This is a genomic window from Rhizobium sp. PAMB 3174 (genome assembly GCF_052908375.1).
Genome location: NZ_CM128608.1, coordinates 980,868 through 996,693, shown reverse-complemented (window position 1 = coordinate 996,693; position 15,826 = coordinate 980,868). Strand labels below are relative to the sequence as shown.

General features: G+C 61.5%; 18 protein-coding genes. 11 read left to right on the top strand and 7 right to left on the bottom strand.

Going from position 1 to position 15,826, the window contains the following annotated elements; translation table 11 throughout:
* Positions 1 to 61: 61 nt before the first annotated feature.
* The gene (locus ACU5AY_RS04715) at positions 62 to 277 is read left to right on the top strand and encodes a cold-shock protein (RefSeq protein ID WP_261929584.1); all 216 of its coding nucleotides are present in this window, start codon (positions 62 to 64) and stop codon (positions 275 to 277) included.
* A gap of 137 nt (positions 278 to 414) precedes the next feature.
* The gene (locus ACU5AY_RS04710) at positions 415 to 852 is read left to right on the top strand and encodes a BA14K family protein (protein WP_446823621.1); all 438 of its coding nucleotides are present in this window, start codon (positions 415 to 417) and stop codon (positions 850 to 852) included.
* 70 nt (positions 853 to 922) lie between these two features.
* Here the strand turns inward: ACU5AY_RS04710 and ACU5AY_RS04705 are convergent, their stop codons facing one another.
* Positions 923 to 1,564 (bottom strand): MBL fold metallo-hydrolase, encoded by a 642-nt coding sequence (locus ACU5AY_RS04705; protein WP_446828942.1) that lies wholly within the window; start codon positions 1,562 to 1,564, stop codon positions 923 to 925.
* 189 nt (positions 1,565 to 1,753) lie between these two features.
* On the opposite strand from ACU5AY_RS04705, the gene ACU5AY_RS04700 reads away from it, so the two are divergent.
* Genes ACU5AY_RS04700 through ACU5AY_RS04690 form a run of 3 tightly spaced genes read left to right on the top strand, consistent with a single transcriptional unit; the run spans position 1,754 to position 4,361 of the window.
* Positions 1,754 to 2,218, top strand: coding sequence for a MarR family winged helix-turn-helix transcriptional regulator (locus ACU5AY_RS04700; RefSeq protein WP_446826040.1), 465 nt, complete (start codon positions 1,754 to 1,756; stop codon positions 2,216 to 2,218).
* A 55-nt stretch (positions 2,219 to 2,273) separates the two neighbouring features.
* On the top strand, positions 2,274 to 2,954 hold the full coding sequence (locus ACU5AY_RS04695) for a response regulator (RefSeq protein WP_446823620.1): 681 nt from the start codon (positions 2,274 to 2,276) through the stop codon (positions 2,952 to 2,954).
* Positions 2,955 to 2,984: 30 nt separating this feature from the next.
* A complete protein-coding gene (locus ACU5AY_RS04690; RefSeq protein WP_446823619.1) occupies positions 2,985 to 4,361 on the top strand; it encodes an ATP-binding protein in 1,377 nt (458 codons plus the stop codon).
* Positions 4,362 to 4,373: 12 nt separating this feature from the next.
* Here ACU5AY_RS04690 and ACU5AY_RS04685 read toward each other — a convergent pair whose 3' ends face one another.
* From ACU5AY_RS04685 to ACU5AY_RS04675, 3 genes are all read right to left on the bottom strand, one after another.
* Entirely contained in the window at positions 4,374 to 4,715 is a 342-nt protein-coding gene (locus ACU5AY_RS04685) for a tRNA-binding protein (protein WP_261929580.1), read from the bottom strand.
* Positions 4,716 to 4,869: 154 nt separating this feature from the next.
* Positions 4,870 to 5,370 carry a YbjN domain-containing protein gene (locus ACU5AY_RS04680; protein ID WP_446823618.1) on the bottom strand — a complete coding sequence of 167 codons (501 nt, stop codon included), beginning with the start codon at positions 5,368 to 5,370 and terminating at the stop codon, positions 4,870 to 4,872.
* A 451-nt stretch (positions 5,371 to 5,821) separates the two neighbouring features.
* A complete protein-coding gene (locus ACU5AY_RS04675; RefSeq protein WP_446823617.1) occupies positions 5,822 to 6,082 on the bottom strand; it encodes an accessory factor UbiK family protein in 261 nt (86 codons plus the stop codon).
* 219 nt (positions 6,083 to 6,301) lie between these two features.
* On the opposite strand from ACU5AY_RS04675, the gene lgt reads away from it, so the two are divergent.
* From lgt to ACU5AY_RS04645, 6 genes are all read left to right on the top strand, one after another.
* Positions 6,302 to 7,150 (top strand): prolipoprotein diacylglyceryl transferase, encoded by an 849-nt coding sequence (gene lgt, locus ACU5AY_RS04670; protein WP_446828189.1) that lies wholly within the window; start codon positions 6,302 to 6,304, stop codon positions 7,148 to 7,150.
* A gap of 10 nt (positions 7,151 to 7,160) precedes the next feature.
* Positions 7,161 to 8,267 carry a class I SAM-dependent methyltransferase gene (locus ACU5AY_RS04665; protein WP_446828188.1) on the top strand — a complete coding sequence of 369 codons (1,107 nt, stop codon included), beginning with the start codon at positions 7,161 to 7,163 and terminating at the stop codon, positions 8,265 to 8,267.
* Between the two features lie 121 nt (positions 8,268 to 8,388).
* Positions 8,389 to 9,183: a peptidoglycan editing factor PgeF gene (pgeF, locus tag ACU5AY_RS04660; RefSeq protein WP_446828187.1), complete on the top strand. Its 795-nt coding sequence runs from the start codon at positions 8,389 to 8,391 to the stop codon at positions 9,181 to 9,183.
* Between the two features lies 1 nt (position 9,184).
* A complete protein-coding gene (locus ACU5AY_RS04655) occupies positions 9,185 to 10,336 on the top strand; it encodes a M24 family metallopeptidase (protein WP_446828186.1) in 1,152 nt (383 codons plus the stop codon).
* A gap of 147 nt (positions 10,337 to 10,483) precedes the next feature.
* Positions 10,484 to 11,182 (top strand): hypothetical protein, encoded by a 699-nt coding sequence (locus tag ACU5AY_RS04650; protein ID WP_446828185.1) that lies wholly within the window; start codon positions 10,484 to 10,486, stop codon positions 11,180 to 11,182.
* 134 nt (positions 11,183 to 11,316) lie between these two features.
* Entirely contained in the window at positions 11,317 to 12,249 is a 933-nt protein-coding gene (locus tag ACU5AY_RS04645) for a ribose-phosphate pyrophosphokinase (protein WP_446823612.1), read from the top strand.
* A 107-nt stretch (positions 12,250 to 12,356) separates the two neighbouring features.
* Here ACU5AY_RS04645 and ACU5AY_RS04640 read toward each other — a convergent pair whose 3' ends face one another.
* The 3 genes from ACU5AY_RS04640 to ACU5AY_RS04630 form a co-directional block, all read right to left on the bottom strand.
* Positions 12,357 to 12,734 (bottom strand): DUF779 domain-containing protein, encoded by a 378-nt coding sequence (locus tag ACU5AY_RS04640; RefSeq protein ID WP_446828184.1) that lies wholly within the window; start codon positions 12,732 to 12,734, stop codon positions 12,357 to 12,359.
* Between the two features lie 83 nt (positions 12,735 to 12,817).
* On the bottom strand, positions 12,818 to 14,326 hold the full coding sequence (adh, locus tag ACU5AY_RS04635; RefSeq protein WP_446823610.1) for an aldehyde dehydrogenase: 1,509 nt from the start codon (positions 14,324 to 14,326) through the stop codon (positions 12,818 to 12,820).
* 240 nt (positions 14,327 to 14,566) lie between these two features.
* On the bottom strand, positions 14,567 to 15,523 hold the full coding sequence (locus tag ACU5AY_RS04630; RefSeq protein ID WP_446828183.1) for a helix-turn-helix domain-containing protein: 957 nt from the start codon (positions 15,521 to 15,523) through the stop codon (positions 14,567 to 14,569).
* Positions 15,524 to 15,826 lie beyond the last annotated feature (303 nt).

Sequence of the window (15,826 nt, the reverse complement as noted above, 5' to 3'; positions counted from 1 at the left end):
TCAAATGCAATGATGCAATGCCGCCTATTTCTGGACTGGCGGAGAGAAAAGGACCTGACGCATGGCCGAGACTGGCACCGTAAAATTCTTCAATACTGAAAAAGGCTTCGGCTTCATCAAGCCGGACAAGGGTGGCGCCGACATCTTTGTTCACATTTCCGCTGTCCAGGCATCGGGCCTGACGGGACTTACCGAAAACCAGAAGGTCAGCTTCGAGACCGAGCCGGACCGCCGCGGCAAAGGCCCGAAGGCAGTAAACCTGCAGATCGAGGCTTGATCAGCCGATCGGTTTGAACGCTTCAGAACCCGGCATTCACCTGCCGGGTTTTTCGTTCAGGTTACATTCAGCTTCAAATCGCTAGTCTCCAATCATCGGCGGCACCGATTGGTCCGCACATGAAGAGGAAGCTGAAAATGAACAAGCTTGCAAAAATCACAATCATCAGCGCGACAGCCATCGCTGCGACCCTTTCCTCCTTCGCGCCGTCCTATGCCGACGATTACTGGCGCCATCGCCATAATCGTCACCACGACGATGGCGGCCGAGCCGTTGCAGCCGGCGTCGCGGGACTTGCCGCAGGCGTGATCCTGTCGAATGCGCTGAACCAGCCGCGCTACGTCAACCGCGACTATCTGGAAGGCCCGGTCGGCGCACCGCCGCCGCCGCCGGTTTACCAGCCGGACTACTACCCGGCCTCCCCGCGCGCCTACGGTCCGCCGGAAGCAGACCTGGAGCCTTGGACGACCGCCTGGTACGAGTATTGCTCCGATCGCTACCGGTCGTTCGATGCCCGCACCGGCACCTATATGGGTTATGACGGCCGCAGCCATTTCTGCGAAGCAGGCGGCTGATCACATAGGCACAGTGCCGATCACGAATGCGCTCCTCCGGGAGCGCATTTTTGTTTGTGGAAGGGCGAGATCAGATCCCCTTCAGGAACGGATTGGTCCGCCGCTCCTCGCCGATCCGCCCACCGGGTCCGTGGCCGCAGATGAAACCGACATCATCGCCGAGCGGCAGCACCTTGTCGCGGATCGAATCGAGCAATTGCTGGTGGTTGCCGCCCGGCAGATCGGTCCGACCGATCGAGCCTGAAAACAGCACGTCGCCGAGATGGGCAAAATTCTGCGCGCGGTTGAAGAAGATTACATGGCCCGGCGCATGACCGGGGCAGTGAAAGACCTCGAAGGAATGGTCGCCGAACGACACCGTGTCGCCGTCGTCGAGCCAACGGTCCGGCATCACGTTCCTGACCGCCATCGGCACGTTGAACATCTTCGCCTGGTCTTCAAGGCGGCTGAGCAGCGGCAGGTCGTCCTTGTGCGGGCCGATGATGTCGATGCCCAATGCTTCCTTCAGCTCCTCAGCCCCGCCGGCATGGTCGATATGGCCATGCGTCAGCCAGATCGCTTCCAGCGTAATGCCGTTTTCCTGCACGGTCTGCAGGATCACCTCCACATCGCCCCCCGGGTCGACCACGACGCCATGCTTGGTCTCCGTGTCGAAAAGGATGGTGCAGTTCTGCTGAAACGGTGTAACGGGGATGATGCCTGCCTGAAGCATGCCCATGGAAATTCCTTCCAGATGTGTCGGCATTGACGGGAACGGCGCGGCCGCGTTGAGCCCGAGGCTGTAACAGGCTTTAAAAAAATGTGTCAAGAACACAGACTTGGCACCGGCAATCCGATGGTGAATAGGCTATATTCGCGACCGCACGGCAAAAAGAAAAAGGAAAACCAGGTGCCAGCAGCACTGACCAAGAAGACACCCGCCGATGAGACCACCCCCGCGCCGTCCGCGGATGGTGGCGGCATCGACTTCGAGATCATCGAACTTCTGTTTTTCGCCTATCGCGACTTCACGTCCGATCCGGATGCCATCCTCGAACAGAAGGGCTTCGGCCGGGCGCATCACCGCGTCATCCACTTCGTCAACCGCAATCCGGGCATGACGGTCGCCGATCTCCTCGATACGCTGAAGATCACCAAGCAGAGCCTTGCTCGCGTTCTCAAGCAATTGCTCGATGGCGGCTATGTCCGCCAGTTGAACGGCCCCGAGGACCGCCGCCAGCGCCGTCTGTACACGACGCTCGCGGGCAAGGAGCTCGCCATCGCCCTCGCCGCGCCCCAATCCGCACGCATCGCGAAGGCGCTGGACGCCCTGCCGGCCGACAGCCGCAAGCATGTGGTCGGCTTTCTGAAAGGCCTCCGGGACTGAGGCAATTCGGCGAGAGGAGCCCCGTGAATTGAATGCGAAAGTGAAAGCCGACATCATGGACGACGCCCCTCATCTTCTGGTCGTGGACGACGATACGCGCATCCGCGACCTTCTAAGCCGCTATCTCTCGGAAAACGGCTTCCGGGTCACCGTGGCCGGCAGCGCCGCCGAGGCACGCCGCAAGCTGGAAGGCCTCGAATTCGACCTCATCGTGATGGACATCATGATGCCGGGCGAAACGGGGCTCAGCCTGACCGAATCCCTCAAAGACCATGGCCAGGTGCCGATCCTGATGCTGACTGCGCTTGCCGAGGCAGAAGCGCGCGTCGCCGGATTGCAGGCGGGTGCCGACGACTATCTGTCCAAGCCCTTCGATCCGCGCGAACTGGTCTTGCGCATCCGCAATATCCTCAAGCGCCACATGCCTTCCGGTGGCCCGAAGATCGAACAGGTGATCTTTGGTCCCTACACGTTTTCCCTGGTCCGCCGCGAATTGAAGAAGGGCGGTGAAACCATCCGGCTCACCGATCGCGAGCAGGACATCATGGTGACATTTGCAAGCCGCGCCGGCGAAACGGTTCCGCGCCACGAGTTGATCGGAGAAGACGTCTCGGTCGGAGAGCGGACGATCGACGTTCAGATCAACCGGCTTCGGCGCAAGATCGAGGACGACCCTGCCAATCCCACATGGCTGCAGACGGTACGCGGCATTGGCTATAGACTGACCATCGACTAGGCCTCCGACAGAACGACCGCGCGACAAACCATGGCAAACTTTGATTTCCTCAGAAGCGAATTCGGCAGTCGCCACTCCGGGCTGAAAGCCATATCCATCTGGCTGCGCCGACGACTGCCGACAGGCCTTTACGGACGTTCGCTGCTGATCATCATCCTGCCGATGGTGCTGCTGCAGACGGTCGTGGCTGCCGTCTTCTTCGAGCGCCACTGGCAACTCGTGACCTCCCGGCTTTCCGATGCCGTGACTGGCGACATTGCCGCAGTCGTCGAATTGCTCGAAGACATGCCGCCGGGCAGCGATTACTCGAAGCTTGTCGGTATTGCCAGGAACGATCTCAGCCTGACGATCTCCATCGAAGAAGGCGGCAAGCTGCCGCCACTGCAGCGCAAGCCGTTCTTTTCGCTTCTCGACGAGGTCCTCAGCCAGAACATCAGCAATAAGGTGAAGAGACCCTTCTGGATCGACACGTTCAGTGATCCGAAACGGGTGGATATCCGCATCAAGCTCGGCGAGCGCATCCTGAAGATCAGTGTCGACCGCTACCGGACCTATGCCTCCAACAGCCACATCTTCCTGGTCTGGATGGTTTCGACCTCGCTGGTACTGATCACCATCGCCATCCTGTTCCTGCGCGGACAGATCCGCCCGATCCTGACCTTGGCCAAGGCCGCCGAAAGCTTCGGCAAGGGCCAGAAGATCGCCGGCTACGTCCCGCGCGGAGCCGACGAGATCCGACGCGCCGGCCTGGCTTTCATCTTGATGCGTGAGCGCATCGAGCGCCAGTTGGAGCAGCGGACCGCCATGTTGTCGGGCGTCAGCCACGACCTTCGCACGATCCTCACCCGTTTCAAGCTGCAACTGGCGCTAGCCGGCGACAATCCTGATCTCAAGCCGCTGCATCAGGACATCGAGGACATGCAGGCCATGCTGGAGGGCTACCTTGACTTCGCCCGCGGCGAGGTTTCCGAGGATGCCGCGGAAGTGGATCTGGACGAGATGTTTGCACGATTGCAGGACGAGGCGGAACTGCATGGCCGCAGCCTCGAATATGAAATCGAGGGCGGCGGCAGGATCGTCGTCAAACCGAACGCCTTCAGCCGGCTTGTCGCCAACCTCACCTCCAATGCCCGCCGCTATGCCAACCATCTCAAGGTCACGGCCGTGCACAGCGACAAATGGCTGACGGTCACCTTCGATGACGATGGCCCCGGCATTCCGGCAGAAACCCGTGAAGACGTCTTCAAGCCCTTCTTCCGCATGGACGAAGCTCGCAACCTCGATGCATCCGGCACGGGCCTCGGCCTCACCATTGCCCGCGACATCGCCCGCGCCCATGGCGGCAACGTCACGCTGGACGACAGCCCGATGGGCGGCCTGCGCGCTATCATAAAGATCCCGCTGTAAGGCAGCCCCAGGCTACATCAGCTTTTCGCCGTTCGGCACCGGCTTGTCGGAGGCCGCGAGAACGATCGCGCCCTTGTCGTCGGCAAAGCCCAGTGTGAGGACTTCCGACATGAAGGGACCGATCTGGCGTGGCGGAAAGTTGACAACGCCGAGCACCTGGCGTCCGACGAGGTCTTCCGGCTTGTAATGCACCGTGATCTGTGCGGACGAACGCTTAACGCCGATCTCCGGCCCGAAATCGATCTTCAGCTTGATGGCGGGCTTGCGCGCCTCGGGGAAATCCGACGCCTCCAGAACGGTGCCAACCCGAATGTCGACGCGCTCGAAATCCGCATATGAAATCTGTTCGCTCATGAAAATCGTCTCCTTGATGGAAAAGACCGTCATAGCAACGGAAACATCGGCGGCAAAGGGTGCCCGGAAAAGCAGACGGAGCCGCTGTCGCAGGGACGGCGGCTCCGCAGAATTGTGTCGGCCCATGAGGGCCGGATGAAAACCGCGCCGCCGATCAGGCTTCGCCGACGGTCTCGAAAAGCACGGCGGCCATGGCGCTCGCAGCATCCATGCCGGACCAGACGACGAACTGGAAGGCCTGGAAATAGGCTTCGCAGGTCTCGAGCGCGTTGGAGAGCAGAACCTCGACCTGCTGGTTGGTCGGCTCCGCGCCGCCCGACAGCAGCAGCGATTGCCGAAAAATCACCACATCCTCGTTGCGCCACAGGTCGAAGTGCCCCATCAGCACCTGGCCGTTGATGTGCGACAGGAGCCGGATGACTTCATTGACCCGGCTTTCCGGGACCTTGATGTCAAAGGCACTGGCGATATGCAGGGCTTCGAACTCTTCCATCCAGGAGAAGGAGACGTGATAATCCGCCCAGCGACCTTCGACGGTCATGGCGATCTCGTCCTCTCCGGAACGCTCGAACGACCAGTCGTTGTTCGAGGCGACAAATTCGATCATGTCGACCGGATTTGACTGGCGTTCAATTTCAAAATCCACAAGGCTCATGCAGCACCTTTTTGACCGGAATGATTGTGGCTCTTCGGGTTTGCGAACAAACTGAAGGACGCTCATACAACTGACCGGAAACTCTCCCGCGATGATTGTCCGACGGAATCGAGCCTAGGCGGCAGAGCATGCCCGGAACTGACCAACACCGTTTCGAATCATCATTTAAAATCAGCATATAATGGCGGAGTCAGTGGAACAGCCCCTTCACCGGGCTTTTACACCCAAACCCCGTTTTTGAGCTTTGGGCGAGGTTTCAAACCTGACTCATAAGGGATTCAGGCAATTGCGTTTTTTGGGCCTGTCCACAGGGTGTAAATAAAATCCTTGAAAAGGCTTGGGAATCGGGCGGCAACGACCTTCGTCCTGTGGACGAACGTTGCGGAAACGAAAAATGGCCGGGATTTTACTCCCGACCATCCAGCATAGTCGCAACATAAAGACGGTCGGCTTACTTGCCCGACGCCTCGAGTCTCTTTTCGAGGGCTTCGATCCGGGCGGCAAGCGCGTCGTTTTCCTCACGCGCCTTCACCGCCATTTCCTTCACCGCCTCGAACTCCTCGCGCTTGACGAGATTCATGCTGTTTGCCCAACGCTCGGCCTGGGTATGAAACATCGTTTCGACCTCTTTGCCGAGTCCCTGCGCGGCGCCCGCCGCATCGGTCATCAGCTTGGCGAATTCATCCATGAAACGGTTCGGTCCGGTCGACATCTTCGTGCTCCTCTCGGCGTGCCGCGAAAGGCCACCCGTCTGCGGTGGCCGTCAGATAATGCTCTTCCTATCAGGTAAGACGCCGCCATGAAGGTTGCAAGACAAATCCGGCAAACCCGCCATCCGCCAAGCTTCGGACATCTTTGGCTGCGTAAAGATTCGCCTTGACCAGGCAGACATTGAGCGGCATGTTCCGCAAAAATCGGACGGATCACAAATTTGCTGTTAATTGCCAACGCCTTAGCACTGATCAATTTTCCCAACATCGATCCGGTTGCCATCCGGCTCGGTCCGATTCCGATTCATTGGTATGGCCTGGCATATGTCGCGGGCATCATGGGCGGCTGGTACTACGCCCGGCTGCTGGCGAAAAACAACCGGCTGTGGGCCGGCGACAAAGCGCCGCTGACGCCGGATCAACTCGACGATTTCATCCTGTGGGTGGCGCTCGGCATCGTGCTCGGCGGACGCATCGGCTACATCCTGTTCTACGACCTGCCGTCCGTCATAGCCAATCCGCTGCGGGCCCTGGAGATCTGGAACGGCGGAATGTCCTTCCATGGCGGGCTGACCGGCACGTTGATCGCCATGCTGCTGTTTGCCCGCAACAATGCCATTCCCGCCTGGAGCCTGATCGACACCGTATCGGCCGTCGTGCCGATCGGTCTCTTCTTCGGCCGCATCGCCAATTTCATCAACGGCGAACTCTGGGGACGGCTGGCCGACGTGCCGTGGGCGATCATCTTCCCGACCGGTGGTCCCTTCCCGCGCCATCCGAGCCAGCTCTACGAGGCCGGCCTCGAAGGCATCATCCTCTTCACGCTTCTGGCAATCGCGATCTTCTTCTTCGGCGCGCTGAAGAAGCCGGGACTAATCGCCGGCCTGTTCGTCACCTTCTACGCCATCTCGCGCATCACGGTTGAATTCTTCCGCGAGCCCGACGCCCAGCTCGGCTACCTTTACGGCGGCTGGCTGACCATGGGCATGCTGCTCTCGCTGCCGATGGTGCTTGCAGGCGTCTGGGCGATCGTGCGCGCGCTTCGCGCCGCCCGCACGGTCGAGGCCTGAGGCGAACCCCATGGCGCAGAGCACCCCGCTTGGAGAGAAAATCAAGTCGCTGATCAGGGCGTCCGGCCCGATCAGCGTCACTGATTACTTCGCCCTTTGCCTCGCCGACCCGCAATATGGCTACTACAAGACGCGGGAACCGTTCGGCACGAGCGGCGACTTCATCACCGCGCCGGAAGTCAGCCAGATGTTCGGCGAGATCATCGGCATCTTCATGGTGCAGGCCTGGCAGACACATGACAGGCCGGAGTCCGTACGCCTTGCCGAGATCGGCCCTGGCCGCGGCACGATGATGTCGGACATGCTGCGCGTCATCGCCAGGACCGCTCCGGAGCTCTACGCGGGCCTGACCATCCACCTGGTCGAGACCAGCCCAAGGCTGCGCGAAATGCAAGCCGCCACGCTGGCCCAGCACGAGGGCCGCATCAGCTGGCATGACAGCTTCGACGAACTGCCCGACGGCTTCACCCTGCTCGCCGCCAACGAACTGTTCGATGCGATCCCGCTGCGCCAGTTCGTCAAGACGGATACAGGGTTCCGCGAACGCCTCGTCGGTCTCGACGCGGAGGACAATCTGACGTTTACCGTCGGCGCCGCGACCCTCGACAAGTCGCTGCTGCCCGATGATGCCCGCGCCCGCCCCTATGGCACGGTTTTCGAGATCTCCCCTGCCCGCCAGTCCGTGATGATGACGATCTGCGAGCGGCTGAAGGGTTTCGGCGGCACGGCGCTCATCATCGACTACGGCCACCTGGTTTCCGGTTTCGGCGACACGCTGCAGGCCGTGCGCATGCACGAGTTCGATCCGCCGCTCGCTCATCCGGGCGAGGCGGACCTAACCAGCCACGTGGACTTCGAGCATCTGGTCCGCACGGCCGCCGCCGCCGGCGTCCACATCAACGGCATGGCCCACCAAGGCGAGTTTCTGGTGAGCCTCGGCCTGCGCGAGCGGGCTGCGGCATTGGGACGCGACAAGAGCCCCGCCATCCAGCAGGAGATCATGAACGCTGTCGCCCGTCTTGCCGGCGAAGGCGAAGGCTGCATGGGGGAACTCTTCAAGGTTCTGGCGGTTTCCTATCCGATTGCCGGACTGAGGCCGTTCAGCCGCCCGGATTGACACGGGCCTTTGCGATAAGCCAACATCCCGCGCAAGAACGACAAGATGATTTGCGAGACCCGGCACGAACCGGGTCCGGGCGAAACACCACTTTTTCCTGAAACAACAAGAACATGGCCCCATGCACAAGGACACCCAGCCTGAGCCGGTTATCAGCCCCATGCTTGCCGACAGCACGAAAGCGGGCATCCGGCATGGCTTCTTCACCCGCAAGGGCGGCGTATCGGAAGGCATCTATCAGGGGCTGAACACCGGCCTCGGCTCAAATGACGAGCGTGCGCGCGTCGTCGAAAACCGCGCCCGCGTCAGCCGCTGGTTCGACGCCGACCCGGGCCGTCTCGAAACCGTGCACCAGATCCACTCGAACATCGCCGTAACGGTCTCCGAGCCCCTGAACGGCCATCGCCCGGAAGCCGATGCGCTGGTGACCGCAGTCCCCGGCCTGGTCCTCGGCATCCTGACCGCCGATTGCGGCCCCGTGCTGTTCTGCGACCCGGTCAACCGGGTCGTCGGCGCCGCCCATGCCGGCTGGAAGGGCGCCCTCTACGGCGTTCTCGAAAGCACCATCGAGGCCATGGAAGCGCTCGGCGCCGAGCGCGCGCACATCAAGGCTTCTCTCGGGCCGTCGATCAGCGGACGCAACTACGAAGTGGGACCGGAATTCGTGGAGCGCTTCACCAGCCACGACGCGGCCTATGAGCGCTACTTTACCGCAAGCCCGAAACCGGGCCATGCCATGTTCGATCTTCAGGGTCTCACCCTGATGCGGCTTGAAAAGGCGGGCATCGAGGCGGAATGCCTCGGCATCTGCACATATGAGGACGAAGACGGCTATTTCTCCTACCGCCGCACGACGCATCGCGGCGAGCCCGACTACGGGCGGCAGATCTCGGCCATCGCAATCATGGAGACCTGATATGGCACTGCATTTCGACCGCCACGAATACGCCATGCGGCTTGCTCGGCTGACCGAAAAGATGCGGGACGACAAGCTCGACGCCATGCTGCTCTTCGCCCAGGAGAGCATGTACTGGCTGACCGGCTATGACACGATGGGCTTCTGCTTCTTCCAGACGCTGGTCGTCAAGGCGAACGGCGAGATGGCCCTGCTGACCCGCTCCCCGGACCTGCGTCAGGCCCGCCACACCTCGACGATCGAAAACATCGTCGTCTGGGTCGACCGGCTGAAGGCCGATCCCTCCTCCGATCTGAAGAACCTGCTGAGCGACATGGACCTGCTCGGAGCCCGCATCGGTGTCGAATACGACACGCACGGCATGACCGGACACACCGCGCGCCTGGTCGACGACCAGCTCACTTCTTTTGCGCAACTGATCGACGCCTCGGCGCTGGTCGGACAACTGCGCCTGATCAAGAGCCCCGCAGAGATCGAGTTCGTCGAGCGGGCCGCCGAGCTTGCCGATGACGCACTGGATGCGGCGATGCCCTATCTGAAGGAAGGCGGCGACGAGGCCGATATTTTTGCGGCCATGCAGGGCGCTGTGCTCGCCAGCGGCGGCGACTATGCCGCCAATGCCTTCGTCATCGGCTCCGGCCCGGATGCGCTGCTCTGCCGCTACAAGTCCGGACGCCGCACCCTGTCGGCCAACGACCAGGTGACGCTCGAATGGGCCGGGGTAAGTGCCCACTACCATGCCGCGATGATGCGCACCGTCGTCATCGGCGAGCCCTCGCCGCGCCATCACGAACTCTACAGCGCCTGCGTCGACAATATCAGGGCGATCGAGGACGTGCTCGTCCCAGGCAAGACGTTCGGCGACGTGTTCGACGCCCATGCCCGGATGATGGACGAACGCGGCCTGACGCGCCACCGCCTGAACGCCTGCGGCTATTCGCTCGGCGCCCGTTTTGCTCCCTCATGGATGGAGCAGCAGATGTTCCATGCGGGCAACCCGCAGGAAATCGCGCCCGGCATGAGCCTCTTCGTCCACATGATCATCGCCGATTCCGATACCGGCACAGCCATGACGCTTGGCCAGACCTATCTCACCACCGAGGAGCGCCCCCGCTCACTCTCCCGCCACCCGCTCGACTTCATGAACCGTTAACGCTCGTGACAAGAACTGTCACAGCTTGAGGCGCCATATCGCGGATTTTCATAAAATGTGAAGGAAACGGGGGGAAAACCGCTAAAGTAGAAACGGAAAGCGGCGGAATAAGCGGCCCTGCAAGCCGCGTCTGAGAGGTAAGGCGTCATGAAGTCGATAGTCTCGACGCTTGTTGTTGTCGCATGTACGGGCCTGACGACCGCCTGCACTTCGACCGACGCCCTGACGCCACCGCTTCCCGTCGGAGAACCCTCTTCCGCCTCCGTCGGCATGCCTCTCGCGCAGGAGGAAGCCCAGCAGATCGAAAGCGATCCGGGAGACACCAGCCAGTTTCCGCCTCCGCCGCAATCCGCCGGATCGCAGATCGCCGCAACCGACGACATGCAACAGCAGCAGCCGATGACGGCGCCGGCGCAAGCTACCGTGCAGCCGGCACCGACGGGCACGATGCTGACGCCGCAGATCGCCGCGGCGGCAAGCGTCCCGGCCATCCGCTTTCTCCCGATCATCGGCGCCCCCGTCAGCGCCGTCACGCCGCTGTCGCAGGCACTCGGAACGGAAGCGCGCAACCGCGGCCTGACGATCAAGCCGGCGGCCGACGCCAGCGGCGGCGATATCCTCAAGGGTTATTTTTCTTCCGCCTCGGGCGACAACGGCGTGACCGTCATCTATGTCTGGGACGTGCTCGACAATGCCGGCAGCCGCCTGCATCGCATCCAGGGTCAGGAAACCGTGCCCGGCCCGGTCCAGAGCGATGCCTGGGCGAGCGTGCCGGCAAGCGTCATGCAGAAGATCGCCGCCGACACGATCGCCTCCTATCTCTCCTGGAAGCAGACGGCCGGGTGAGCACGCTTCCATGCGCCGCACTGCAGATTTGTGACTAAAACTTGAAAATAACGGGATGCGAACCCATGCGCCCCCTTGAATTAAGAGGTGGTGGCGTTATTAAGCGGCCATCAGAATGATCACAGGCGGCCAAAATGAAGGTTTTCGCAGGCAATTCGAACCGGCACCTCGCCGAAGCGATCTGCAAATATCTCAATGTTCCCTTGGGGAAAGCCAGTGTCCGGCGATTTGCCGACCAGGAAATTTTCGTTGAAATCCAGGAAAACGTGCGCGGCGAGGACGTCTTCATCGTCCAGTCGACCTCGTTTCCCGCAAACGACAACCTGATGGAGCTGCTAATTATGATCGATGCCTTCCGCCGATCCTCGGCGAAGCGCATCACGGCCGTTCTTCCCTATTTCGGCTATGCCCGCCAGGACCGCCGGGCATCGGGCCGCACGCCGATCTCCGCCAAGCTCGTCGCCAACCTGATTACAGAGGCAGGCGCCGACAGGGTTCTGACGCTCGACCTGCATGCCGGTCAGATCCAGGGCTTCTTCGACATCCCGACCGACAACCTCTATGCCGTGCCGATCCTGACGCGCGACATCAAGGAACACTATGACACCAAGAACGTCATGGTCGTCTCTCCCGACGTCGGCGGCGTGGTTCGCGCGCGATCGCTCGCCAAGCGCCTCGACTGTCTGATCGCGATCGTCGACAAGCGCCGTGACCGTCCAGGTGAGTCGGAAGTCATGAACATCATCGGCGACGTCGATGGCAAGGACTGCATCCTGATCGACGACATCGTCGATTCCGGCGGCACGCTCTGCAACGCCGCCGAGGCGCTCCTGAAGAACGGCGCGACCAGCGTCACGGCCTACATCACCCACGGCGTGCTGTCGGGCGGCGCGGTCACCCGCGTCACCTCGTCGAAGCTGAAGGAGCTGGTGATCACCGACTCCATCCAACCGACGACCGCGGTCCAGTCCGCCCCGAACATCCGCGTCATCTCGACCGCCAGCCTGATCGGCGAAGCCATCAACCGCACCAGCCAGGAAGAATCGGTTTCGAGCCTGTTCGACTGATGGCAGCGAGGCCGCCAGCCGGCTGAATCAGAATATCAAGACATTGAATCAGGCCCTTCGGAACCCTCCGCAAGGGCCTGATTTCATTCAACTTGCAGGCAGCGCTCTCAACGCCCCGGCAGCGGACAGGCCTCGTCCTCGCCGAAGACACGGCCGCGCGTCAGGAACCGCTTCTCGCGGCCATTGTCGAGCGAGAACATGCCGCCTCGTCCGGGGACCACGTCAATGATCAGCTGCGTGTGCTTCCAGACCTCGTACTGCTTGCCGCCGATGTAGAACGGCACCCCGCCGATATGGCCGAGCAGCACGTCATGGTCGCCGACCTGAAACTCGGCGGCCGGATAGCACATCGGCGACGAGCCGTCGCAACAGCCGCCGGATTGATGAAACAGGATGTCCGGATGATCCGCCTTGATTTCGGAAATCAGATTGAGAGCCGCGTCGGAGGCGATGACGCGCGGTTCGGTGCCATTGTCTTCCGGCATGTTCGTTTCCTCCCGAATAACCGAAGGGCTCCCGGCGCAAAACGCCGGAAGCCCGCTGTTGAGGTGACCGCCTGTCGGCAATCTCAGAAGAAGCCGAGAGCGTTCGGGCTGTAGCTCACCAGCATGTTCTTGGTCTGCTGGTAGTGGTCGAGCATCATCTTGTGGGTCTCGCGACCGATGCCGGACTGCTTGTAGCCACCGAAGGCGGCATGCGCCGGATAGGCGTGGTAGTTGTTGACCCACACGCGGCCGGCCTGAATACCGCGGCCGAACTGGTAGCAACGGTTGGCATCGCGGCTCCAGACACCGGCACCAAGACCGTAGAGCGTATCGTTGGCGATCTCCAGCGCTTCGGCCTCGTCCTTGAAGGTCGTGACGGACACGACAGGGCCGAAGATTTCCTCCTGGAAGACCCGCATCTTGTTGTGGCCGCGGAAGACGGTCGGCTCGACATAGAACCCGCCGGCGAGATCGCCTTCGAGAACATTGCGGCCACCGCCGGTCAGCACCTCGGCGCCCTCGCCCTTGCCGATTTCGATGTAGGACAGGATCTTCTCCAGCTGTTCGGAAGAGGCCTGCGCACCGATCATCGTCGAAAGGTCGAGCGGGTTGCCCTGCTTGATCTTCTGGACGCGGGCGACGGCGCGCTCCATGAAGCGGTCATAGACCGATTCCTGCACCAGCGCGCGGCTCGGGCACGTGCACACTTCACCCTGGTTGAGCGCGAACATGGCGAACCCTTCGAGCGCCTTGTCGAAGAAGGCATCGTCTTCCTGCATCACGTCCGCGAAGAAGATGTTCGGCGACTTGCCGCCAAGTTCCAGCGTCACCGGAATGAGGTTCTGCGACGCATACTGCATGATCAGGCGGCCGGTCGAGGTTTCGCCCGTGAAGGCGATCTTGGCGATGCGCGGGCTGGAGGCCAGCGGCTTGCCGGCTTCAAGGCCGAAGCCGTTGACGATGTTGAGCACGCCCGGCGGCAGCAGGTCGCCGATCAGTTCGGCGAGCACGAGGATCGAGGCCGGCGTCTGTTCGGCAGGCTTCAGCACCACGCAGTTGCCGGCGGCCAGCGCCGGAGCAACCTTCCAGGCAGCCATGAGGATGGGGAAGTTCCACGGAATGATCTGGCCGACGACGCCAAGCGGCTCGTGGAAGTGGTAGGCGATGGTGTCGTGGTCGACTTCGCCGATCGTGCCTTCCTGGGCGCGAATGCAGGCGGCGAAGTAACGGAAGTGGTCGATGGCGAGCGGAATGTCGGCCGCCATGGTTTCACGCAGCGGTTTGCCGTTATCCCACGTTTCCGCCTTGGCGAGGACCTCGAGATTTTCCTCCATGCGGTCGGCGATCTTGTTCAGGAGATTGGCGCGTTCCGTCGTCGACGTCCGGCCCCATTTGTCCTTCGCGGCATGCGCCGCATCGAGAGCGAGTTCGACGTCCTTCTCATCCGAACGGGCAACCTCGCAGAGCACGCCGCCATTGACCGGCGTGGTGTTTTCGAAATAGCGGCCGGCAACCGGCTCGCGCCATTCGCCACCGATAAAGTTCCCGTAGCGCAGCTTGAACGGGGTTTCGATAATCTTCTGGTGCAGCATGTCATCCTCCTTGACGATGTTCGAGCAACCGATGGAGGAAGGATGAGCGCTAATTGGCATCAGCGATAGATGCCAAGAACAATGCCGCACTGCACACTGTATCACTTGTGCGACAGCGCAATTGCGCTGAATTAAACAATAATACACATGCATCAATAATAAATTTTACATATAAAAATGGAGGCGAATCCGAAAAATACGCCTCCAGTCAGAGAAGATATTAAAACTATAAACAACCCATCAGTGAACGGAGAACTTCTTCATCTTGCGATGCATGGTCGCCCGGCTGATGCCGAGCAGTTCGGCGGCCTGGGAGACATTGCCGTTGGTCCGCGACAGCATGCGCCGCAGGGCCGCGCGCTCGGCCTCGAACAGATCGCCGCCCTCGTCCGCCCGTGCTTCCTGCAAGGCGTCGGCAGCCGGAACACCGCGCATGATCTGGGCATCATCGAGCTGGAGAGCGAGACGCGCCGCGCGGGTTGCGCCAACGACGAGATCGTCCTGATCGACGGCCAGAAGGGCGTTCGTCGGATTGGCGGCATGCGGCACCATGATGATGCGCGCACCCGGGAAAGCCCGGCGGAACAGGTTGGTCTCGATCCGCCCCGCCGTATCCCGCACGGCCTGCGAGAGGATCGACATCGTCATCTCGTTGAGGTCGTCGCGGCAGGTGGAAATGTCGAGCGCGGCCGTCACCCTGCCCTGATGGTCGCGGATCGGCGACGTCGTGCAGCCGAGGCCGATATTGGTCGCGAGAAAATGCTGGTCGCGATAGATCGTCACGGAACGCTCGTCCGCAAGGGCCGTGCCGATCCCGTTCGTGCCGACGCTCGCTTCCGTCCAGACATTGCCGGGCCAGAGGCCGACGGTCTTGAAATCCTTCTCGTCTCCGACGGTGCCGCGGCGGTCGAGCGCAATGCCGTTTTCATCGCTGAGAATCAGGCAGCAGCCGGCCTTGCCGACCGTCTGGAACAGGCGATCCAGTTCGCTGCGGGCCTCATTGACCAGCAGTTCGGAGCGTTCCAGCGCCTGGCGGAAGGCCGCATCATCGAGATGGAAGGGCAGTCGGCGCTCTTCCGGCGCCATCGAGTGCATGACCATGCAACGTCGCCAGGAGGCCACCACCGGCGAGCTGGCCGCCGCGGAGCCCTGCTTGGCGAGCGAATAGACCCGCTCGATATGCTGGATATCTGACATCGGCTCCTCCCAAAGCGTCCGTACACATTACGCCATGAGCATATCACACCTGCATAATATGTATCGGATCTTATATAGGCAGACAATTCAGGCGTATCCTTGATCTGTATCAAAAGTGCGACAGACGCGGCTGCCCGGTAGGGCTGACAACGCGCAAACAGCAGCGAGGCTATGCACCGTGATCCCTTGCGTTTCCGGTACTATTGGTCTATAGCGCCCCGGTCCGCCCAGACACCCTTGGAGGCAAGGCGGATGAAGCCGGTCAATTTGCCGATTTCAAGTGAACCTCTCCCGGAATATCCC

Bases quoted from the DNA above. Each gene is read 5' to 3' on its own strand.
- ACU5AY_RS04715 (WP_261929584.1), top strand. From the start codon at position 62: ATGGCCGAGACTGGCACCGTAAAATTCTTCAATACTGAAAAAGGCTTC.
- ACU5AY_RS04710 (WP_446823621.1), top strand. From the start codon at position 415: ATGAACAAGCTTGCAAAAATCACAATCATCAGCGCGACAGCCATCGCT.
- ACU5AY_RS04705 (WP_446828942.1), bottom strand. From the start codon at position 1,564: ATGCTTCAGGCAGGCATCATCCCCGTTACACCGTTTCAGCAGAACTGC.
- ACU5AY_RS04695 (WP_446823620.1), top strand. From the start codon at position 2,274: ATGGACGACGCCCCTCATCTTCTGGTCGTGGACGACGATACGCGCATC.
- ACU5AY_RS04690 (WP_446823619.1), top strand. From the start codon at position 2,985: ATGGCAAACTTTGATTTCCTCAGAAGCGAATTCGGCAGTCGCCACTCC.
- ACU5AY_RS04685 (WP_261929580.1), bottom strand. From the start codon at position 4,715: ATGAGCGAACAGATTTCATATGCGGATTTCGAGCGCGTCGACATTCGG.
- ACU5AY_RS04680 (WP_446823618.1), bottom strand. From the start codon at position 5,370: ATGAGCCTTGTGGATTTTGAAATTGAACGCCAGTCAAATCCGGTCGAC.
- ACU5AY_RS04675 (WP_446823617.1), bottom strand. From the start codon at position 6,082: ATGTCGACCGGACCGAACCGTTTCATGGATGAATTCGCCAAGCTGATG.
- ACU5AY_RS04665 (WP_446828188.1), top strand. From the start codon at position 7,161: ATGGCGCAGAGCACCCCGCTTGGAGAGAAAATCAAGTCGCTGATCAGG.
- pgeF (WP_446828187.1), top strand. From the start codon at position 8,389: ATGCACAAGGACACCCAGCCTGAGCCGGTTATCAGCCCCATGCTTGCC.
- ACU5AY_RS04655 (WP_446828186.1), top strand. From the start codon at position 9,185: ATGGCACTGCATTTCGACCGCCACGAATACGCCATGCGGCTTGCTCGG.
- ACU5AY_RS04650 (WP_446828185.1), top strand. From the start codon at position 10,484: ATGAAGTCGATAGTCTCGACGCTTGTTGTTGTCGCATGTACGGGCCTG.
- ACU5AY_RS04645 (WP_446823612.1), top strand. From the start codon at position 11,317: ATGAAGGTTTTCGCAGGCAATTCGAACCGGCACCTCGCCGAAGCGATC.
- ACU5AY_RS04640 (WP_446828184.1), bottom strand. From the start codon at position 12,734: ATGCCGGAAGACAATGGCACCGAACCGCGCGTCATCGCCTCCGACGCG.
- adh (WP_446823610.1), bottom strand. From the start codon at position 14,326: ATGCTGCACCAGAAGATTATCGAAACCCCGTTCAAGCTGCGCTACGGG.
- ACU5AY_RS04630 (WP_446828183.1), bottom strand. From the start codon at position 15,523: ATGTCAGATATCCAGCATATCGAGCGGGTCTATTCGCTCGCCAAGCAG.